18 protein-coding genes are annotated in these 21,665 nt (G+C 60.4%); 11 read left to right on the top strand and 7 right to left on the bottom strand.

The window, feature by feature from the left end; translation table 11 throughout:
- Positions 1-39: 39 nt before the first annotated feature.
- The 4 genes from AACY52_RS14605 to AACY52_RS14590 all read right to left on the bottom strand — a co-directional run bounded on the left by AACY52_RS14605 (position 40) and on the right by AACY52_RS14590 (position 5,094).
- Positions 40-1,080 (bottom strand): ABC transporter substrate-binding protein, encoded by a 1,041-nt coding sequence (locus AACY52_RS14605; protein WP_339415428.1) that lies wholly within the window; start codon positions 1,078-1,080, stop codon positions 40-42.
- Positions 1,081-1,124: 44 nt separating this feature from the next.
- Complete coding sequence (locus AACY52_RS14600) at positions 1,125-2,237, bottom strand: ABC transporter ATP-binding protein (protein ID WP_049711272.1); 1,113 nt, start codon at positions 2,235-2,237, stop codon at positions 1,125-1,127.
- 214 nt (positions 2,238-2,451) lie between these two features.
- Complete coding sequence (locus AACY52_RS14595; RefSeq protein ID WP_339415427.1) at positions 2,452-3,081, bottom strand: response regulator transcription factor; 630 nt, start codon at positions 3,079-3,081, stop codon at positions 2,452-2,454.
- An 18-nt stretch (positions 3,082-3,099) separates the two neighbouring features.
- Positions 3,100-5,094 carry a transporter substrate-binding domain-containing protein gene (locus AACY52_RS14590; protein WP_339436905.1) on the bottom strand — a complete coding sequence of 665 codons (1,995 nt, stop codon included), beginning with the start codon at positions 5,092-5,094 and terminating at the stop codon, positions 3,100-3,102.
- A 77-nt stretch (positions 5,095-5,171) separates the two neighbouring features.
- Between AACY52_RS14590 and AACY52_RS14585 the strand changes: the two genes are divergently transcribed.
- Entirely contained in the window at positions 5,172-6,146 is a 975-nt protein-coding gene (locus AACY52_RS14585) for an alpha/beta hydrolase family protein (RefSeq protein ID WP_339560572.1), read from the top strand.
- A 140-nt stretch (positions 6,147-6,286) separates the two neighbouring features.
- On the opposite strand, the gene AACY52_RS14580 is transcribed toward AACY52_RS14585, so the two are convergent.
- The 3 genes from AACY52_RS14580 to AACY52_RS14570 are packed head-to-tail and all read right to left on the bottom strand — an operon-like array spanning position 6,287 to position 8,752.
- The gene (locus AACY52_RS14580) at positions 6,287-7,054 is read right to left on the bottom strand and encodes a TerB family tellurite resistance protein (protein ID WP_339415424.1); all 768 of its coding nucleotides are present in this window, start codon (positions 7,052-7,054) and stop codon (positions 6,287-6,289) included.
- A gap of 1 nt (position 7,055) precedes the next feature.
- Positions 7,056-7,730, bottom strand: coding sequence for an N-acetylmuramate alpha-1-phosphate uridylyltransferase MurU (murU, locus tag AACY52_RS14575; RefSeq protein WP_339415423.1), 675 nt, complete (start codon positions 7,728-7,730; stop codon positions 7,056-7,058).
- Entirely contained in the window at positions 7,727-8,752 is a 1,026-nt protein-coding gene (locus AACY52_RS14570; protein ID WP_339415422.1) for a phosphotransferase, read from the bottom strand. Before AACY52_RS14570 ends, murU begins: the two co-directional genes overlap by 4 nt.
- Positions 8,753-8,882: 130 nt before the next feature.
- On the opposite strand from AACY52_RS14570, the gene AACY52_RS14565 reads away from it, so the two are divergent.
- The 10 genes from AACY52_RS14565 (at position 8,883) to AACY52_RS14520 (ending at position 21,632) form a co-directional block, all read left to right on the top strand.
- Positions 8,883-11,693 (top strand): LPS-assembly protein LptD, encoded by a 2,811-nt coding sequence (locus AACY52_RS14565; protein WP_339560571.1) that lies wholly within the window; start codon positions 8,883-8,885, stop codon positions 11,691-11,693.
- Positions 11,668-13,008: a peptidylprolyl isomerase gene (locus AACY52_RS14560; protein WP_065871786.1), complete on the top strand. Its 1,341-nt coding sequence runs from the start codon at positions 11,668-11,670 to the stop codon at positions 13,006-13,008. The genes AACY52_RS14565 and AACY52_RS14560 overlap by 26 nt, the downstream gene beginning before the upstream one ends.
- Entirely contained in the window at positions 13,005-13,994 is a 990-nt protein-coding gene (pdxA, locus tag AACY52_RS14555; RefSeq protein WP_339428467.1) for a 4-hydroxythreonine-4-phosphate dehydrogenase PdxA, read from the top strand. Before AACY52_RS14560 ends, pdxA begins: the two co-directional genes overlap by 4 nt.
- Entirely contained in the window at positions 13,991-14,803 is an 813-nt protein-coding gene (gene rsmA, locus AACY52_RS14550; protein WP_065891382.1) for a 16S rRNA (adenine(1518)-N(6)/adenine(1519)-N(6))-dimethyltransferase RsmA, read from the top strand. The genes pdxA and rsmA overlap by 4 nt, the downstream gene beginning before the upstream one ends.
- A 106-nt stretch (positions 14,804-14,909) precedes the next feature.
- Complete coding sequence (gene apaG, locus AACY52_RS14545; protein ID WP_339560570.1) at positions 14,910-15,290, top strand: Co2+/Mg2+ efflux protein ApaG; 381 nt, start codon at positions 14,910-14,912, stop codon at positions 15,288-15,290.
- Positions 15,290-16,129 (top strand): symmetrical bis(5'-nucleosyl)-tetraphosphatase, encoded by an 840-nt coding sequence (locus AACY52_RS14540; protein ID WP_339496713.1) that lies wholly within the window; start codon positions 15,290-15,292, stop codon positions 16,127-16,129. Before apaG ends, AACY52_RS14540 begins: the two co-directional genes overlap by 1 nt.
- Positions 16,130-16,138: 9 nt before the next feature.
- On the top strand, positions 16,139-16,468 hold the full coding sequence (gene glpE, locus AACY52_RS14535) for a thiosulfate sulfurtransferase GlpE (protein WP_339428469.1): 330 nt from the start codon (positions 16,139-16,141) through the stop codon (positions 16,466-16,468).
- A 284-nt stretch (positions 16,469-16,752) separates the two neighbouring features.
- Entirely contained in the window at positions 16,753-18,675 is a 1,923-nt protein-coding gene (locus AACY52_RS14530; protein WP_003194732.1) for a PrkA family serine protein kinase, read from the top strand.
- 123 nt (positions 18,676-18,798) lie between these two features.
- Complete coding sequence (locus AACY52_RS14525; RefSeq protein WP_339560569.1) at positions 18,799-20,070, top strand: YeaH/YhbH family protein; 1,272 nt, start codon at positions 18,799-18,801, stop codon at positions 20,068-20,070.
- Entirely contained in the window at positions 20,067-21,632 is a 1,566-nt protein-coding gene (locus AACY52_RS14520; RefSeq protein ID WP_049711259.1) for a SpoVR family protein, read from the top strand. Before AACY52_RS14525 ends, AACY52_RS14520 begins: the two co-directional genes overlap by 4 nt.
- Positions 21,633-21,665 lie beyond the last annotated feature (33 nt).

The following is a 21,665-nucleotide window of genomic DNA, read 5'->3' as shown; positions in this document are numbered from 1 at the left end:
CGCTCACTGCAACAGACCTATCCACCCCAGCAGGCGGTGTTACTTGGCAGCCCAGGAGTTGAAGCGCTGCTCGAGCTGCTCACCGTTATCCGCCCAGAAGCTCACGTCGATCTGCACCTGGTTGGCGATGTTTTCCGGGGTGGTCGGCATATCCTTGAGGATGTCCTTGGCCAGCAACGGTACGGCTTGGGTGTTGGCCGGGCCGTAGGCGATGTTTTCCGAGTAGATCTTCTGCTGCTGCGGTTGCACCGAGAACGCGATGAATTTCTTCGCTGCTTCGGCACGGTCCTTGGCCAGGCCTTTAGGAATGGCCCATGCGTCGAAGTCGTAGATGCCGCCGTTCCACACCACTTTCAGGTTGCTTTCTTTTTGCACAGCGGCGATGCGGCCGTTGTAGGCCGAGCTCATCACTACGTCACCCGAGGCCAGGTATTGCGGCGGTTGTGCACCCGCTTCCCACCACTGGATCGACGGTTTGAGTTCGTCGAGTTTCTTGAACGCACGGTCCTGGCCATCTTTGCCGGCCAACACTTTGTAGACGTCCTTCGGCGCGACGCCGTCTGCCATCAAGGCGAATTCCAGGGTGTACTTGGCGCCTTTACGCAGGCCACGCTTGCCCGGGAATTTCTTGGTGTCCCAGAAATCTGCCCAACTGGTGGGTGCCGTGGTGAGCTTGTCGGCGTTGTAGGCCAACACGGTCGACCATACGAAGAAGCCTACGCCGCACGGCTGGATCGCACCCTTCACGTAGTCGGCGGTGTTGCCGAACAGTTTCGGGTCCAGCGGTTCGAACATGTCCTCGTCGCAGCCACGGGACAGCTCCGGGGATTCCACTTCCACCAGGTCCCAGGACACGCTCTTGGTGTCGACCATGGCTTTGACCTTGGCCATTTCACCGTTGTACTCACCGGCGACGATCTTGCCGTTGCCCGCGCTTTCCCACGGTGCGTAGAAAGCTTTGACCTGGGCCGCCTTATTCGCGCCACCAAAGGACACGATCGTCAGGTCCGGGCCCGCCATGGCCTGTGTCGCGCCCATCAAGCTCAAGGCCAGGGCGGAATATTTAAGGGATCTCAACATTGTTGTTCTCTCCACGTGCAGGGTTGGTGAAGCCATGGGGGCGATCAGTTCGCCTCTAGAAGTGGGTCGAGTGCGCGAACGTGCTCGACTTGCCAGCCAATCGGTACCACGTCGCCGACCGCCAGGGCTGGGTCCAGCTCGGCAATCGGTTGTTTCACAAAAAAATCGGCTTTGCCGCAGACTTCCAGGCGCACACGCACGTGGTCGCCCAGGTAGATGAATTCCGCCACACGCCCGGAGAAGCGGTTGACGCAGCTTTCGCTGGAACCATTGAGGCTGACGCGTTCCGGGCGCACCGACAGGGTCACCGGGCCGCCGATCTGGCCGACGTTGACCGCCAGTGCCTCGACCTTCTCGCCACGTGCCAGCTCCACCACGCAGCGCTCGCCGGTGTGGCTGTGCAGACGACCATTGAGGCGGTTGTTCTCGCCGATGAAGTTGGCAACAAAGGTGTTCTTCGGTTCTTCGTACAAGGTGCGCGGCGCGGCGATCTGCTGGATTTCGCCCTGGTGGAACACCGCCACGCGGTCGGACATGGTCAGCGCTTCGCCTTGGTCGTGGGTCACGTACACCACGGTCACGCCGAGGCGCTGGTGCAGGTGCTTGATCTCCATCTGCATGTGTTCGCGCAGTTGCTTGTCGAGGGCGCCGAGGGGTTCGTCCATCAGTACCAGTTGCGGCTCGAACACCAACGCACGGGCCAGGGCCACGCGCTGTTGCTGGCCGCCGGAGAGTTGCGCCGGATAACGCTGGGCGAAGGCGTCGAGCTGGACCATGCTCAGCACGCGTTTGACCCGCTCGCTGACATCGGTCTTGCTCAAGCCGCGCACCGACAGCGGGAACGCCAGGTTCTCGGCGACGGTCATGTGCGGGAACAGCGCGTAGTTCTGGAACACCATGCCGATGTCGCGCTTGTGCGGCGGTACATTGTTGATGGAGCGCCCGGCCAGCTGGATCTCGCCTGCCGTCGGCGTTTCAAAGCCGGCCAGCATCATCAGGCTGGTGGTCTTGCCCGAACCGGAAGGCCCGAGCAAGGTGAGGAACTCGCCCTTGCGAATCTCCAGGTTGAGGTCTTTGACGATCAGGTTCTCGCCGTCGTAGCTCTTCTGCACGCCACGAAAGCTGACCAGCACATCATTTGAATCCACCTCGCTCATACCCGCACCTTTGTATTTTGGACTGCTGTGAGACAAGCGTAGTCCAGGCGCGAGCCCCCGGAAATCGGGGGCCAGGAGAGATTCGCATCAGCCGGATGGAAGGTTTGGGGTAGGGATTGCCCTACAACGATGGCGGGGATGGGACAGTGCAACGCCGCGATACGGCGGAAATGGGTTCAGCGCATCTCACCGTTAGTCGCAAACAGGCATGTCATCACAACAACTTGTGCTCCATGGCGTACTTCACCAGTTCAGCCAGCGAAGTGATATGGAGTTTTTGCATCAACCGCGCCTTGTGGGTGCTGATGGTCTTGCTGCTCAACGCCAACTGTTGGGCGATGTCGTTGACGTTGGCGCCCTGGGCCAAGCGTTCGAATACCGAGAACTCGCGCTCCGACAGCAACGAATGCAGCGGCCGGGTATCGGTGAGGCCCACTTCGAAAACCATGCGGTCCGCCAGGTCCGGGTCGATATAACGCCCACCAGCCGCCACCTTGCGAATTGCCGTGAGCAACAGCGCCGGGTCGCTGTCCTTGGTGGCATAGCCGGCGGCGCCGACCTTCAAGGCACGGGCGGCCATTTGCGCTTCGTCGTGCATCGACAGCACGAGGATCGCCGGCGGATTGTTCAGCGCACGGATGCGTGCAATCGCCTCCAGGCCGTTGACGCCAGGCATTGAGATATCCAGCAGCACCACTTCACACGGCACATTGCGCAAGGTCTCCAACAGTTGTTCGCCATTGCTCGCTTCGCCAACGACCAACAGGTCTTTGGCCAGGCCGATCAATTGCTTGATGCCTTCACGAACGATGGTGTGGTCTTCGGCTACCAGTACGCGGATCACAGGGACTTCCTCTTGGTGTTATGCATCCAACGGCACCGTAACACTCAAGGTGGTGCCCTCCCCCAACTCGCTGTCCAGGCTCAGTTGCCCGCCCATGATCAGCACCCGCTCGCGCATGCCCACCAGGCCAAACGACACCGGGCGCCCCTGGGCCTTGACGAAACCGACGCCATCATCACTGATGGTCAGCCGCAAATCGGTGCCCTCGACGGCGAGGGTCAGCTCCACAGTATGCGCCTGGGCATGACGCATCACATTGGTCAGCGCCTCCTGCAGGATCCGGAACAGGCCAATGGCCTTGGCATCGCTGAGGGCCGGCAGGTTATCCGGGACTTGTACCAGACAGGGAATTTGCGTACGGGCTTCGAAGCGCCGGGCCTGCCATTCAATGGCCGAGGCAATGCCGGCATCGAGAATCGGCGGGCGCAGCGCTGTCGCCACATCGCGCACCAGCTGGAATAGCTGGGCGATCAGGCGCTTCATGCTGTTCAAGCGGTCGTGCAAACCGGGGTCGAGTTGCGCATAGCTCAGCTCGCACATTGAGGTCTCGAGCTTGAGCACCGTGAGCATTTGCCCAAGCTCGTCGTGCACCTCACGGGCGATGCGCGCCTTTTCTTCTTCGCGCACGGTTTCCAGGTGGGCGGACAGCTCGCGCAATTGCGCTTCACTTTGCAGCAAGGCAGTCAGGGTACGGCGTAGCTCAGTGACATCGTTGAGGTAGACCACCAGGTATTCGGCCTCGGCAAAACGCAGGAAGCTCAAGGACACGTTGGTCGGCAGGATGCTGCCGTCAGCACGCTGGCAATCGGTGGCGAAATTCTGCGGACCGTCTTCGCTGGCCCGCGCGCGCCTCCACAGGTTGAGCCAGCGGTCCATATGCAGGCTTGGATCAAGGTCAACCAGCGGCCGCTCGATCAGCGCACCGGGGCCGTAGCCGAGCATGCTCTCGGCCGCACGATTGGCGTAGCGCACATGGCTATCCCAGTTGACCCAGAGGATGCCGACAGTGCTTTGGTCGATAGAAAACTGCGTCAACCGCAAGGCTTCGGCACCGGCGGCGCGGGCCGTGCTTTCTTCGCGGGCGGCCAGCAAGCCGTGTTCCAGCACCCGCTGCTGGCGACGCTGCCAAAACACGACAGCCAGGCTGGCGAGCAGCAACAGCCCCAGCAACAGGCAGAGGTTTTGCCACAGCCCTGGGGATGCTGTGAGGTGTGGGTATTTAGGTTGCAGCCAGCGGCTGTGCAGTTGGTCAAGGTCGCGTGCGGGGATGGCGCGCAAGGCGCTTTCCATGATGCTGGCCAATTCTGGCCATTCCCGCCGCGTAGCCACCCGCAGCAATTGCGGCAGGCCAATATCGCCCACCACCGCCAGCCCGGCGAATTCCGCTTCGCCGGACAGACGGCTCAATTGCGCTTCGTCCACCACCGCGTAGCGTGCCTGCCGGCTCACCAGCAATTGCAGAGCCTGGCGCTCCATGGGCACGCCTTGAAGGTTGAGGCCGGGGTAGGTGCTGCGCAGGTAATCGGCCACAGCGCTGGGCATGCGCACGGCGACGCGGGATTGCTCATCGAGTTTCTCCAACTCCACGGCCCCACCGCCATCGCGGATACCGACGATGTGTTGCGGCACGCGCATATAAGGGTCGGTGAACAACCACAGACGCAAACCGGCAGGGGTTTGTTGCAGGCCGGGGGCGATGTCCACTTCGCCATCGCGTACGGCGGCTTCCAATTGCTCCTGGTTGGGGAAGTTGCGCCAGGTCAGCTCGATGTTCAGCGCCTTGGCTAACCATTGCATCAACTCGACATTGGCCCCGGACAGCCGCTGCAAACGCCGGTCGTATTGCGCGTAAGGTGCCTGCAACACCAGGCCCACCCGCAGCTCCGGGTGCTGGGCCAGCCATTCGCGTTGCTGCACATTGAGCTGCGCCTGGGGAACGGCGGGCGCAGGGGCGGCGTTTGCCATCAAGGCAAGGCACATACAGCCGATAACCAGCAGACAGCGAAAACCCATGATCCACGTCTCACATCACTGACAAACACTGACCAACCCATTAGGCTGCTGGAATCACTTCTGGCCGGGAATTAACGATGCCCTTTTTACACCGTTCGGCACTGCCAGCATTGTGCCTGTCGCTGCTTTTTACCAGTGCCTTTTCTGTACAGGCCGCTGACGCCCCTGAGCCTGCCGCAGAAAAACCCGTCGAGCGCCAGCCTTTGCCTGAGCGCAGCCTGGCAGAAGCCAGCGCCCTGGAGCGCAAAATCCCGCAACAGGAGCAGCAACAATTACAGGCCGGCAGCGATTCATTCCTCGCCCTGTGGAAACCGGCCAACAGTGCCGAACCCGAAGGTGTGGTGATTATCGTACCGGGCGCCGGGGAGAATGCTGACTGGCCGCAAGCGATCAGTCCGTTGCGGCACAAATTGCCGGATGCCAACTGGGGCAGCCTCAGCCTGTCGTTGCCGGACGTGAGCGTGGACACCCTGCCGCCGCGTGTGATGGAAGCGCCCAAGGCCACCGTCGATGCCAGCAGCAAGGAAGCGAGCACCGCCGACAAACCCATCGAGCAGGCTGCCAGCGCTGAGGCCGAGGGCACTGACCCGGCAGTGGTTCCTGGGGCCGACGAGCAGGACAAGACCGATGCTTCGCGCATCTTTGCCCGCATCGATGCCGCCGTGGCCTTCGCCCAGACCCAGCGTGCGCGCAGTGTGGTGCTGCTCGGCCATGGCACCGGCGCCTGGTGGGCGGCGCGCTATTTGAGCGAGAAGCAGCCGTCCCAGGTGCAGAGGTTCGTCATGGTCGCGGCGCAGACGCCAACCGGGCGCCATCCGGACATCCAGCAACTGGCCCCCGGCCTGAAGCTGCCGACCGCCGACGTGTTCTATCAAGACGACCCTCAGACACGCAAAAACGCCCTGGCCCGCGCCCAGGCGGCCAAGCGTTTGAAGAATGACGGTTATAAACAGGTGTCGCTGAAAACCTTGCCCGGTAACAGCGCGGCTGAGCAGGAGCAGTTGTATCGACGGGTTCGCGGGTGGTTGAGTCCGCAGGCGACGACTGACTGAAACCGGATTGGCAACCCGGTCGAAATGTGGAAGCTGGCTTGCCTGCGATGGCGGAATATCAGTGCCAAAGGCATTGCTGACCCGCCGCTATCCCAGGCAAGCGAGCGCCCACAGTAGATCGGGTTTTCACGCAAAAATAATCAGCGGAAATCCCGCCGCTCGCGAATCAACGCATAAGCGCTATGCAATTCGCGAGTACGTTCGGTCGCCTCACGCACTTGCGTAGCGCTCGCGCCACTGCCGGCAACCTTGTCCGGGTGATGGCGGCTGAGCAGGCGGCGATAAGCCTGCTTGATCACCGACGGTTCGGTGGTGGCCGTCACACCCAGCACACGCAACGCGTCCTGATAGGTAGGCCCCCGACTGACCAGCGGCTTACGCTCCGGTGTGTAGTCGGCCGCCAACGCCTGGAGCTGTTGCGGCGTCCAGCCCAGCCATTTGCCCCACAAGTCGATCAAGTCACGCTCGGCGTCATCCGCCTTGCCGTCTGCCCAGGCCATGCGCCAGCACGCACGCAATACACCTTCGGCCGCGTGGGGTTGCGCCTTGAGCACCCGCAGATAGCGGCGCACCCGGTCGGAGCCGGACTTGCCACGATTGAACGCTGCGATAGCACGACGTTGGGCTGACTCGGTCATGTCCAGCGAGCGCATCTCCTGGCGCGCCTGTTGAATATGGCCGTCCACCACGCGCCCATTGCTCTTGGCCAAACGCCCCAGCAACACAAACAACAGCTCGTCATTGCGCAACGCCGGGCGCCCGCCCAGCCGCTCGCGCAACTGCGCCCAGCTTTGCAGTTGCAGGCGACGGTCCAGCGCCTGCCCCAACAGCGCACCCAACAAGGCCCCCGGAATACTGGCTATGGCAAAGCCAGCCCCCGCGCCGATCAGCGTCCCTGGCCACAGCATGTTACTGCCCCGCTGTCAGCAGGGTTTCGACTTGCGCCAGGCGCTCCAGCGTACCGACATCAATCCAGCGTCCCGCCATGTGCTCCCCCGTTACCAGACCTTTAGCCATGGCCGCCCGCAGCAGCGGCGCCAGCTTGAAGGCACCCGCACTGCAACCCGCGAACAACGTGGGGTCGAGCACTGAAATGCCACTGAAGGTCAGGTTATCGGCACCGGCCGCAGCATCATGAAGCAAACCTTGATCAAGGTAGAAATCGCCACCTGAAGGGTGATGCGCCGGGTTGTCGACCATCACCAGATGGGCCAGGCCCTTGAGCGGTCGCTTGAGTTGGGTGAAGTCGTAGTCGGTCCAGATATCGCCATTGACCACCAGGAAGGGTTCGTCGCCCAGCAACGGCAATGCCTGGAAAATCCCACCGCCGGTTTCCAGCGGCTCGCCCTCGGGGGAGTAACGGATGCGCAAGCCAAACTGCGCGCCGTCCCCCAGATAACATTCAATCTGCTGGCCGAGCCAGGCATGGTTGATCACGATGTCAGTGAAGCCGGCCTTGGCCAGCGCCTCCAAGTGATACTCGATCAGACGCTTGCCGCCGGCCTGCACCAGCGGCTTGGGCGTGTGCAACGTGAGCGGACGCATCCGCTCACCTTTGCCAGCGGCCAGGATCATCGCCTTCATACGCTCATCTGCGCAGGTGGGCGCAGACTTGCCAGCAATTCACCCAGCTCGCTCAACTCCGAACGGTCCGCCAACACCGCGTCTATATAAGCAAAGAAGCGCGGCACATCGGCCAGGTAGCGTGGCTTGCCGTCACGATGGCAGATGCGCGCGAAGATACCGATGACCTTGAGGTGGCGCTGCACGCCCATCAGGTCGCTGGCACGCAGGAAGTCTTCGAAATCGGCCTGCACCGGGATGCCCAGTCGTCCCGCGCGCTCCCAATAGCCGCGCTGCCATTCCCGCACGCGGGCCTGGGGCCAACTGAGGAAGGCGTCCTTGAACAGGCAGGTGATGTCGTAGGTCACCGGGCCGTAGACCGCATCCTGAAAATCCAGCACGCCGGGGTTCGGCTCGCTGATCATCAGGTTGCGTGGCATATAGTCGCGGTGCACCAACACCTTCGGCTGCGCCAGGGCACTGTTGATCAGGTGGTCACTGACACGCTGCCAGAGCGCTTGTTGTTGCGTATCGAGTTCGATACCCAGATGGCGACGCACGTACCACTCCGGAAACAATTCGAGCTCACGACGGAGTAAGGCCACGTCATAGCTTGGCAATGGCGCGTCCATCGGCAACTGCTGAAAAGCCAGCAAGGCATCGATGGCTTGGGCAAACAATGGGTCGGCGTTTTTGTCGTCAATCACGTCCAAATAGGTTTTTCTGCCCAGGTCATTGAGCAAAAGAAAGCCTCGCGGCAAATCTTCTGCATAAATTTTTGGAACATTTATCCCTGACTTCGCCAGCAAATGTGCGATATCGACGAAAGGTTTGCAGTTTTCCTGGGGGGGTGGCGCATCCATTACCACGAATGTATGACCACCGCCTTCCCAACGGAAATAGCGCCTGAAACTCGCGTCGCTGCTGGCCGCGGTCAATGTGGCCGGGGGTACGGCACCCCAGCCTTGAGCGTTGAAAAGGATCGGCAACTGCTCATCCAGCCAGACTTCCAGCTGTTGTAAACGTAGATCTTGCTCTGGCATTACAAGGGTCTCCGACGGCGCTAGCCGTCAAGCGGGGCATGCTTTATTATCACGCATCTTTTTCAGACCATCGAGAGGCGTGCGGCCCAAACCGCGGGCAGATGGCACGCAGGAAGCCCGGACTAATAAGATGGCATTGAAATCCCCCGCGTTTCGTAGAAAATTTCCGTTGCTGGTAACCGGCAGTCTGCTGGCCTTGCAACCCTTCGCCACCTCATTCGTGGTCGCCGCGGAACAGTATGACTGCTCAGTCTCTGCTTCGGGTGCCTGGGATTGCGCGCCGAAAACCGCCGCAGCCCCTCTGCCACCACGCCCGGTGCATGACGGCGCAGCCGTCAGCTCCGCCAACAGCACGGCGCAAGCCGAGGCTGGCGGCAAAGCCGAGGCCGTGCCGCAGACCGCACTGGTCACCGACTCCAAGGGCCGTGGCCTGCGCTCGCGCAGCGCCGACTACAGCCACCTGGACTGGGTACCGCACGACAAGCTGACCGCAGCGCAGTTGGCCGAAACCGGCCCGTATTGCGGCGGTGCGTACATCGAGCCGATTCGTCCTGGCATGAACGACAAGACGAACAAGAGCGATGCGCCCACCTTCATCGGTGCCAAAGCCTCGCGTTACGAGCAGGAGTCGCAAGTCGCGACCCTGGCCGGTGACGTCGTCATGCGCCAGGGCAGCATGCAGATGGAGTCCGAAGAAGCCAGCCTGTACCAGGCCGAGAACCGTGGCGAGCTGAATGGCAAAGTCCGTCTGCGCGACAACGGTGCACTGATCGTCGGCGACCATGCCGAAGTGCAGCTCGACACCGGCGCCGCCCAGATCGACAACGCCGAATACGTGCTGCACAAGTCACGTATCCGCGGTAACGCGCTGTACGCCAAGCGTGCCGAAAACGCGATCATCCGTCTCAAGGACGGCACGTACACGACGTGCGAGCCAGACAGCAACGCCTGGCAGCTGCGAGGCAACAACATCACGTTGAACCCGGCAACCGGCTTCGGTACGGCGACCAACGCAACATTGCGGATCAAGAACATCCCGATCCTGTACACCCCGTACATCTATTTCCCGATCGACGACCGTCGTCAATCCGGCTTCCTGCCACCGAGCTTCAGCAGCGGCAGCGAAAACGGCTTTACCCTGGTTACGCCGTACTACTTCAACCTGGCGCCAAACTACGACGCCACGTTGTACCCGCAATACATGACCAAGCGCGGCATGATGATGGAAGGCGAATTCCGCTACCTCACCAAGTCTAGCGAAGGCCAGTTCGGCGGCGCGTACCTGAACGACGACAACGACGAGCGCAGCAAGCAGACCGATTACGAAAAAACCCGTTATATGCTCAATTGGCAACACAAGGGCGGGTTGGATTCGCGTGTAATGACCCAGGTCGACTACACAACGATCAGCGACCCTTACTTCTTCCAGGACCTCAAGTCCAACCAGGAAGGCGTCGAAAGCCGTGACTTCGTCAACCAGCAAGGTGCCGTGACGTATCGCGGCGACACCTTCCAGGCACGCCTGAACCTTCAGGCCTACCAGTTGGCAACGATCTCCCAGATCACCCCGTATGACCGCCTGCCGCAGATCACCTTCAACGGTCAGCTGCCATACCACCCTGGCGGCTTGAACTTCAGCTACGAGACCGAAGCCGTGCGCTTCGACCGCGACCTGGAGAATGGATTCTTCAAGGATCAGGACGGCGTAGCAACACGCCGCCTGGATACCTACGTCACGGGCCTGACCCGTGCGAACGGTACTCGCCTGAACGTAGCGCCGGCCGTCGAATACCCGATGAACTGGACCTACGGCTTTGTTACGCCGAAGCTCAAGTACGTGTACACCAAGTACGACCTGGACCTGGACAGCATTGGCAAGAACGACATCATTGCCGCTCAAGCTGCAGCCACGCCGGCCAACCCGTACGCAGGCGGCACGTTCAAAAGCTCCCAGGACCGTGCGGTTCCGATCGCCAGCGTAGACAGCGGCCTGTACTTCGACCGCAATACCAACTGGTTCGGCAAAGACTATCGCCAGACCCTCGAGCCGCGTGCGTTCTACCTGTATGTGCCGAACAAGGACCAGGCGGACATCCCGGTCTTCGACACCAGCGAGTACTCGTTCAACTACGCGTCGTTGTTCCGCGACAACCGTTTCAGCGGCTCCGACCGTATCGGCGACGAGAACAAGCTGTCGCTGGGCTTGACCAGCCGCTGGATCGAAGACAACGGTTTCGAGCGTCAGCGCGTAGCCGTGGGCCAGGCGCTGTACTTCAAGGATCGTGAAGTTCAACTGCCGGGCATCCTCGCCGCCGACCGTGCCGATGCACAGTCGGACGTATCGCCAGTCGCCCTGGACTACGAGTTCCGCTTCAACCGCGATTGGCGTGCCACGGCTGACTACAACTGGGACACCGAGGAACACAGTCCTCGTTCCGGCAGCGCGATGCTTCACTACCAGCCGGAAGACAACCCGAACAAGATCATCAACGTCGGTTATCGCTATCGTAACGACCAAGTCGTCTACAACCAGCTGACCGGCAAATGGCAGTTCGGCGGTGACTACGGCCAGCCAGGCGACGCGAACTTCGTGAAGGATTACTACAAAATCCAGCAACACGACTTCTCGATGATGTGGCCGATCATTCCTCAGTGGAACCTGATCACCCGCTGGCAGTATGACTACGCTCGCAACCGTACGCTGGAAGCCTTCGGTGGTTTCGAGTACGACAACTGCTGCTGGAAACTGCGCGTCATCAACCGCTACTGGGTTTCCAACGACGAATACAGCCAGATCGCCCCGCTTAACGAAAAGGGTGACCACGGGCTCTTCCTCCAGATCGTCCTCAAAGGACTCGGCGGCCTGACCGGCGCCAAGGTAGAGAGCTTCCTCGACAAAGGCATTGAAGGTTATCGTGAACGTGAAAACCAAGCTTTCTGATTGTCTGCGCCCGCTAGTGCTGGGCGCGCTGTTCCTGGGGACCGCATCGGCACACGCTGCGGTTCAACAGCTGGATAAGGTAGTGGCCATCGTCGATAACGACGTGATCATGCAGAGCCAACTGGACCAACGCGTCAAGGAAGTCCAGCAAACCATCGCCAAACGTGGCGGTGGCGTGCCACCGACCAGCGTCCTGGACCAACAGGTTCTGGAGCGCCTGATCGTCGAAAACCTGCAATTGCAGATCGGTGATCGTTCCGGCATCCGTATTTCGGACGAGGAACTGAACCAGGCGGTAGGCACCATTGCCCAGCGCAACAACATGAGCATTGACCAGTTCCGTGCAGCCCTGGCCCACGACGGTTTGTCCTATGAGGACGCCCGTGACCAGATCCGCCGTGAAATGATCATCAGCCGTGTGCGTCAGCGCCGTGTCGCCGAGCGGGTTCAAGTGTCCGAGCAGGAAGTGAAGAACTTCCTGGCGTCGGACCTTGGCAAGATGCAGCTTTCCGAAGAACTGCACCTGGCCAACATCCTGATCCCGACACCGGACAGCGCCAACTCCGAGCAGCTCAATGCAGCCGCCGCTAAAACCCAGGCTATTTATGATCGATTGAAGGCAGGTGCCGACTTCGCCCAAATGGCGATCGCCCAGTCGGGCAGCGACAACGCCCTCGAAGGCGGTGACATGGGCTGGCGTAAAGCTGCTCAGCTGCCTCCACCGTTCGACCGCGAGCTGAGCGCTATGGAAGTGGGTGGCATTACTCAGCCAGCCCGTACCCCAGGCGGTTTCATCATTCTCAAGTTGCTGGAAAAACGCGGTGGCGAGACCTCGCTGAAAGACGAAGTACACGTTCGTCACATCCTGGTCAAACCAAGCGAAATCCGCACCGAAGCCCAAACCAAGGAACTGGCCCAGAAGATCTATGACCGCATCGAAAGCGGTGAAGACTTCGCCACCCTGGCCAAAAGCTTCTCGGAAGACCCGGGTTCTGCTCTCAACGGCGGCGACCTGAACTGGATCGACCCGAAAGCCTTGGTGCCAGAGTTCCAGCAAGTGATGGCCGATACTCCGCAAGGTGTGCTGTCCAAGCCGTTCAAGACCCAATATGGCTGGCATGTGCTGGAAGTCCTTGGCCGTCGCGCCACCGACAACACCAACCAGGCCCGCGAGCAACAAGCACTGAACGTATTGCGTAACCGCAAATACGACGAAGAGCTGCAAACCTGGCTGCGTCAGATCCGCGACGAAGCCTACGTTGAGAACAAGCTGCCAGGCGCCGAGCAAACAGGCACCGACCAGGCTACTCAGTGAAACCCCAGCGTTTCGCGGTGACACCCGGCGAGCCGGCCGGCATTGGTCCTGACCTGTGCCTGCTGCTCGCCTCGCAATCCCAGCCATACCCCCTGATCGCCATTACCAGCCGCGACCTGCTCCTTGAGCGGGCCGCGCAACTGGGTGTGGCCGTCAATTTGCTGGACGTGGCGCCGGGTTACTGGCCCGACCTGCCCGCTCCCGCCGGCAGCTTGTATGTGTGGGACACGCCGCTGCTGGCCAAGGTAGTGGCCGGGCAACTGGACAAGGCCAATGCGGCGTTCGTGCTGGAAACCCTGACTCGCGCAGGGCAAGGCTGCATCGACGGCGACTTCGCCGGCATGATCACCGCCCCAGTGCACAAGGGCGTGATCAATGAGTCTGGCATCGCCTTTTCCGGCCATACCGAATTCCTTGCCGAGCTGACCCACACCGCTCAAGTCGTCATGATGCTGGCCACGCGCGGCCTGCGAGTCGCCTTGGTGACCACGCACCTGCCCCTGCGTGAGATTGCGGACGCCATCACTGCCGAACGTTTGGAGCGTGTGACGCGCATCCTGCATGCCGACCTGCAACAGAAATTCGGCATCGCCCAACCGCGCATCCTGGTCTGTGGGCTCAACCCCCACGCGGGTGAAGGCGGCCACTTGGGCCATGAAGAAATCGACATCATCGAACCAACCCTGGAGCGTCTGCGCCAAGAAGGCATGGACCTGCGTGGCCCACTGCCTGCGGACACTCTGTTTACCCCCAAATATCTGGAGCACTGCGACGCAGTGCTGGCGATGTACCACGACCAGGGGCTGCCGGTGCTTAAATACAAAGGCTTCGGCGCCGCCGTCAACGTGACACTGGGCCTGCCGATCATCCGAACGTCCGTCGACCATGGCACTGCCCTGGACCTGGCGGGCAGCGGCAAGATCGATACCGGCAGCCTGCACGTGGCCCTGGAAACCGCCTATCAGATGGCCGAGACCCGTATATGACCGAGCATTACCAACACCGGGCGCGTAAGCGCTTCGGGCAAAACTTCCTGCACGACGCTGGCGTGATCGACCGTATCCTGCGGTCTATCCATGCCAAGCCCGAAGACCGTCTGCTGGAAATCGGCCCGGGCCAGGGCGCACTGACCAAAGGTCTGCTTAACAGTGGCGGCCAACTGGATGTGGTTGAGTTGGACAAGGACCTGATCCCGATCCTCAACCAGCAGTTCGCCGACAAGCCGAACTTCAACCTGCACCAGGGCGATGCACTGAAGTTCGACTTCAACAGCCTCAACGCAGCGCCCAACAGCCTGCGGGTGGTGGGCAACCTGCCATACAACATCTCCACGCCGCTGATCTTCCACCTGCTGAACAACGCCGGGATCATCCGCGACATGCACTTCATGCTGCAAAAGGAAGTGGTCGAGCGCCTGGCTGCAGGGCCTGGTGGTGGCGATTGGGGTCGTTTGTCGATCATGGTTCAGTACCACTGCCGCGTCGAACACCTGTTCAACGTCGGGCCCGGCGCGTTCAACCCACCGCCGAAGGTCGACTCGGCCATCGTGCGCCTGGTGCCTCACGCCGTGCTGCCCCACCCGGCCAAGGATCACAAATTGCTGGAGCGAGTCGTACGCGAAGCGTTCAACCAGCGCCGCAAAACCTTGCGCAATACACTCAAGAACCTGCTGAGCACCGCTGAAATCGAAGCTGCTGGTGTCGACGGCAGCCTGCGCCCCGAACAACTGGACCTCGCGGCGTTCGTGCGCCTGGCCGACCAGCTTGCCATCCAGCCTGCGCCAGCCGCGGACTGAAGCCGGCAGTACTTGGGCCAGACACCATGTCTGGCCTAGTGCCCCGCTCTTGGCCTAGACTGACCCGCATCTGCTGTCCTCCGCTTTTGCTTTTAAGGCCTCTTGCATGTCCGATCCTCGCTACCAGATCGACGTCAGCGTCGTCACCCGCTTCCTGGCGGACCAATCACAACCTGAACATAACCGCTTCGCCTTTGCCTACACCATCACGGTGAAAAACAACGGGCTGGTGCCGGCCAAGCTGCTGTCCCGCCACTGGGTGATCACCGACGGTGACGGCCAGGTCGAAGAAGTACGCGGCGCAGGCGTGGTGGGCCAGCAACCGCTGATCGACATCGGCGCGAGCCACACCTACAGCAGCGGCACGGTGATGACCTCCGAAGTCGGCACCATGCAGGGCTCCTATCAGATGAAGGCCACCGACGGTAAATTGTTCGACGCCATCATCCCACCCTTCCGCCTCGCCGTGCCGGGAGCCCTGCACTGATGGCGACCTATGCGGTCGGAGACCTGCAAGGGTGCCTGGAGCCCCTCAAGTGCCTGCTTGACCGCGTGGCCTTCGACCCAGAGAAAGATCGCCTGTGGCTGGTCGGTGACCTGGTCAATCGCGGCCCCGAGTCCCTCGAGACGTTGCGCTACTTATATAGCCTGCGCGATTCCCTGGTGTGCGTATTGGGCAACCACGACCTGCATCTGCTCGCGGCCGGCCATAACATTGAGCGTCTGAAAAAGGGCGATACCCTGCGGGAAATCCTCGAAGCACCGGATCGCACCGAGTTGCTCGACTGGCTTCGCCGGCAAAAAATCCTGCATTACGACGAAGGCCGCAATATGGCCTTGGTCCATGCTGGCATCCCGCCCCAGTGGACACTGAAGAAAGCCCTCAAGTGCGCCGCCGAAGTCGAAAGCGCCCTGGCCGATGACAACCTGTACACCGCCTACCTCGACGGCATGTACGGCAACGAGCCGGTGAAGTGGGACAACGACCTCACCGGCGTTGCACGCCTGCGGGTGATCACCAACTACTTCACGCGCATGCGCTTCTGCACCGCCGAGGGCAAGCTCGACCTCAAAAGCAAGGAAGGCGCCGACACCGCATTGCCGGGTTACAAGCCCTGGTTCGCGCACAAGGACCGCAAGGCCCGCGACACCCAGATCATTTTCGGTCACTGGGCGGCACTTGAAGGCCAATGCGATGAGCCCGGCGTGTTCGCCCTCGACACCGGTTGCGTCTGGGGTGGCGCCATGACCCTGATGAATATCGATACCGGCGAGCGCCAGAGCTACCAGTGCGAACCGCCCCAACCTATCACCGCCAAGCCCTAGGAGCCCGCCATGAGCGAATTCAAACGTATCCCTCCCGAACAAGCCCAGGCCCTGCGCGAGAAAGGCGCCGTAGTGGTCGACATCCGTGACCAGCCGACTTATCTGGCCGCCCACATCCGCGGCGCCCAGCACCTGGACAACGTCAACATCGCCGATTTCATCCGCGCCGCCGACCTCGATGCGCCCGTGATCGTGGCCTGCTACCACGGCAACTCCAGCCAGAGCGCTGCGGCTTATCTGATCAGCCAGGGCTTCTCCGACGTCTATAGCCTGGATGGCGGCTTTGAGCTGTGGCGTACGACCTTTCCTGCAGAAATTTCTTCCGGCGATTCGCAATAATTTTTTTAACACCCCGCTACCCCGCGTGACGCTTGGGCTCGCGCCGTTTCTGACGAACGGCGCAGCCAAACTAATTGCGCATCGCGCCTTGACCTCTCCGATTCCGAACTATCCTTAAGCGCAGGCCATCCGAATCAGGGGAGAGCCGGTACACCGGCGTGCGGGTCATCGGTAGTGTTTCAGGGTGCTTGGGGGGAAAACAGTCATTGGCGTCTGCCAATGTCTGCCAGCATCGACTGATTGATCCGGCGTCGGCTCCACGTATCGAGCGAGGTGACGACGTCATGAGTATCTTTAGCCACTTCCAACAACGCTTCGCGTCCACACAGCAAGAAGAACTCACGCTGCAAGAGTATCTCGAGCTGTGCAAACAGGACCGCAGCACCTACGCGTCTGCCGCCGAACGCCTGCTACTGGCAATTGGCGAGCCGGAGCTGGTGGAAACCGCCAACAACTCGCGGCTGTCGCGAATATTCTCCAACAAGGTGATCCGCCGCTATCCGGCCTTTGAAGACTTCCACGGCATGGAAGAGTGCATTGACCAGATCGTCTCCTACTTCCGCCACGCCGCCCAGGGCCTGGAAGAGAAGAAACAGATCCTCTACCTGCTCGGCCCCGTCGGCGGCGGTAAGTCGTCCCTGGCCGAAAAACTCAAACAACTGATCGAGAAGGTGCCCTTCTACGCCATCAAGGGCTCACCGGTCTTCGAGTCGCCCCTGGGCCTGTTCAACGCCACGGAAGATGGCGCAATCCTCGAAGAAGACTTCGGCATCCCGCGCCGTTACCTCAACACCATCATGTCGCCCTGGGCCACCAAGCGCCTGGCCGAATTCGGCGGTGACATCAGCCAATTCCGCGTGGTGAAACTCTACCCGTCCATCCTCAACCAGATCGGCGTGGCCAAGACCGAACCGGGTGACGAGAACAACCAGGATATCTCGGCACTGGTGGGCAAGGTCGATATCCGTAAACTCGAAGAATTCCCGCAAAACGACGCCGACGCCTACAGCTATTCAGGCGCACTGTGCCGGGCCAACCAGGGCCTGATGGAGTTCGTGGAGATGTTCAAGGCGCCGATCAAGGTGCTGCACCCACTGCTTACCGCAACCCAGGAAGGCAACTACAACAGCACTGAAGGGCTGGGCGCGATTCCGTTCACCGGAATCCTGCTGGCCCACTCCAATGAATCGGAATGGCACACCTTCCGTAACAACAAGAATAACGAAGCCTTCATCGACCGGATCTACATCGTCAAGGTGCCGTACTGCCTGCGCGTCAGCGATGAAATCAAGATCTACGACAAGCTGCTGTTCAACAGCTCCCTGGCCAAGGCCCATTGCGCACCCGACACCCTGAAGATGCTCGCCCAGTTCACTGTGCTGTCGCGCCTCAAGGAGCCGGAGAACTCGAATATCTATTCGAAGATGCGCGTGTACGACGGTGAAAACCTCAAGGACACCGATCCCAAGGCCAAGTCGATCCAGGAATACCGCGACACGGCAGGTGTGGACGAGGGCATGAACGGCCTGTCGACGCGCTTCGCGTTCAAAATCCTGTCCAAGGTCTTCAACTTTGACCCCCACGAAATCGCCGCCAACCCGGTGCACCTGCTTTACGTGCTGGAACAGCAGATCGAACAGGAGCAATTCCAGGCGGAAACCCGCGAGCGCTACCTGCGTTTCCTCAAGGAGTACCTGGCGCCGCGCTACATCGAATTCATCGGCAAGGAAATCCAGACCGCGTACCTGGAGTCCTACAGCGAGTACGGCCAGAATATCTTCGACCGTTACGTGCTGTACGCCGACTTCTGGATCCAGGACCAGGAATACCGCGACCCGGAAACCGGCGAGATCCTCAACCGCGTCGCACTCAACGAGGAACTTGAGAAAATTGAGAAACCGGCCGGCATCAGCAATCCGAAGGATTTCCGCAACGAAATCGTCAACTTCGTGCTGCGCGCCCGGGCCAACAACAATGGCAAGAACCCGACTTGGCTCAGCTACGAGAAGCTGCGAGTGGTCATCGAGAAGAAAATGTTCTCCAACACCGAGGATCTGCTGCCGGTCATCAGCTTCAACGCCAAGGCCAGCAAGGAGGATCAGCAAAAGCACAACGACTTCGTCACACGAATGGTCGAGCGCGGCTACACCGACAAACAGGTACGGCTTCTTTCGGAATGGTACCTACGGGTCCGGAAATCGCAGTGAGGCAGCTGCAAGCTTCTAGCTGAAAGCCGCAAGAGAAAAGCTATTGAACCCGTGGTTGCGCGGAATTGATGGGCTTTGACTTGCGGCTTGTAGCTTACGACTTGAAGCTCCCCGGAGGGGCCTATGAGCTATGTGATCGACCGACGCCTCAATGGCAAGAACAAGAGCACGGTAAACCGCCAGCGTTTCCTGCGGCGTTACCGTGACCACATCAAAAAAGCCGTCGAGGAGGCCATCAGCCGCCGCTCCATTACGGATATGGAGCATGGCGAGCAAATCAGCATTCCCGGACGGGACATCGACGAACCGGTGCTGCACCACGGCCGGGGCGGCAAACAGACCGTCGTGCATCCGGGCAACAAGGAATTCACCACCGGTGAGCACATCCAGCGCCCACAAGGCGGTGGCGGCGGTAAAGGCCCTGGCAAGGCGGGCAATTCCGGCGAAGGCATGGACGAGTTCGTGTTCCAGATCACTCAGGAAGAATTTCTCGAATTCATGTTCGAGGACCTGGAGCTGCCTAATCTGGTCAAGCGCAACCTGACCGGCACCGACACCTTCAAGACCGTTCGCGCCGGGATCAGCAACGAGGGCAACCCTTCCCGCATCAATATCATCCGTACCCTGCGCTCGGCCCACGCGCGGCGCATCGCACTGTCAGGCAGCAGCCGCGCCAAACTGAGAGATGCCAAGGAAGAGCTGGCGCGTTTGAAACGTGAGGAACCGGACAACTTCGGCGACATTCAGCAAATCGAGGCGGAAATCGAGAAACTCAGTGCGCGCATTCATCGTGTGCCGTTCCTAGACACCTTTGACTTGAAATACAACTTGCTGGTCAAACAACCCAACCCCAACTCCAAGGCAGTGATGTTCTGCCTGATGGACGTGTCCGGCTCCATGACCCAGGCCACCAAGGACATCGCCAAGCGCTTCTTTATCCTGCTTTACCTGTTTCTCAAGCGGAACTACGACAAGATCGACGTAGTGTTCATCCGCCATCACACCAGCGCGCGGGAGGTCGACGAGGAGGAGTTTTTCTATTCACGGGAAACGGGTGGGACCATCGTCTCCAGTGCCTTGAAGCTGATGCAGGAGATCATGGCCGAGCGCTACCCCGCCAACGAGTGGAACATCTACGCGGCCCAGGCCTCGGACGGTGACAACTGGAACGACGACTCGCCCATCTGCCGCGACATCCTGATCAACCAGATCATGCCGTTCGTGCAGTACTACACTTACGTTGAAATCACCCCCCGTGAGCATCAGGCCCTGTGGTTCGAATACGAGCGCATTGGCGAAGCCTTTGCAGACACATTCGCCCAGCAGCAACTGGTCTCGGCCGGCGATATCTACCCGGTCTTCCGTGAACTCTTCCAGCGCAGGTTAGTGACATGACCGCCAAAAAAGAGCATAAGCGCCAACCCATATCCACGGGGTCCGAGTGGACCTTTGAACTGATCCAGGCCTATGACCGGGAAATCAGCCGCATCGCGGCGGGTTATGCCTTGGACACCTACCCCAACCAGATCGAAGTGATCACCGCGGAACAGATGATGGATGCCTACGCCTCTGTCGGCATGCCGTTGGGGTATCACCATTGGTCCTACGGCAAACACTTTCTCAGCACCGAGAAGTCCTACACCCGAGGACAGATGGGTTTGGCGTACGAGATCGTGATCAACTCCGACCCGTGCATTGCCTACCTGATGGAAGAAAACACCATCTGCATGCAGGCGCTGGTGGTGGCCCATGCCTGCTACGGACACAACAGCTTCTTCAAGGGCAATTACCTGTTCCGCACCTGGACCGATGCCAGTTCAATCATTGATTACCTAGTGTTCGCCAAGCAGTACATCATGCAATGCGAGGAACGCCACGGCATTGATGCGGTGGAAGACTTGCTCGACTCTTGCCATGCGCTGATGAACTACGGGGTCGACCGCTACAAACGGCCCTACCCGATTTCCGCCGAAGAAGAACGCCTGCGCCAGAAGGAACGCGAGGAGCACCTGCAAAAACAGATCAACGACCTGTGGCGCACCATTCCAAAACGTGCAGGCAAAAACAGCGACAAGGACAATGCGCGCTTCCCCGCCGAACCTCAGGAAAACATCCTGTACTTTCTGGAAAAACACGCCCCACTGCTGGAGCCCTGGCAACGGGAAATCGTTCGCATCGTGCGTAAGATCGCCCAGTATTTTTATCCACAGCGCCAGACCCAAGTGATGAACGAAGGCTGGGCGACGTTCTGGCACTACACGCTGATGAACGACCTGTACGACGAAGGCCTGGTCACTGACGGTTTCATGATGGAGTTCCTCACCTCCCACACCAGCGTGGTGTTCCAGCCGGGGTTCGACAGCCCGTATTACAGTGGTATCAACCCCTACGCACTGGGCTTCGCCATGTACCGCGATATCCGGCGTATGTGCGAACACCCTACCGAAGAAGACCGCCGCTGGTTCCCGGAAATCGCTGGCACCGATTGGTTGTCCACCATCAAGTTCGCCATGAGCAGTTTCAAGGACGAGAGTTTTATCCTGCAGTACCTGTCACCCCAGGTGATTCGGGACCTCAAGCTGTTCAGCATCATGGATGACGACCTCAAGGATGACCTGGTGGTACCGGCCATCCACGACGAGCCCGGCTACCGCACCATCCGCGAAACGCTGGCGGCGCAGTACAACCTGGGCAACCGCGAGCCGAATGTGCAGATCTACAGCATCGATGTGCGCGGCGATCGCTCGTTGACCTTGCGCCACCAGCAACATGACCGCAAACCCCTGGGCGAATCCACCGAGGAAGTACTCAAGCACCTGCACCGCCTATGGGGCTTCGACATTCATTTGGAAACGCTGCAGGGCGACCAAGTGATGAAGACTCACCATGTACCGCCGCGCAGCGAGCATGGCGACAACGACTACGGCCGACTGGACCTCGCCGTCGTTCATCTCTGAAACAGCAAAGCCTCCATTGGCTAGGCACAGGCG

Origin of the sequence: Pseudomonas sp. EA_65y_Pfl1_P113, from assembly GCF_963970525.1 — a bacterium.
Lineage (GTDB): Bacteria > Pseudomonadota > Gammaproteobacteria > Pseudomonadales > Pseudomonadaceae > Aquipseudomonas > Aquipseudomonas tritici.
This window is presented reverse-complemented; position numbering and strand designations above follow the sequence as displayed.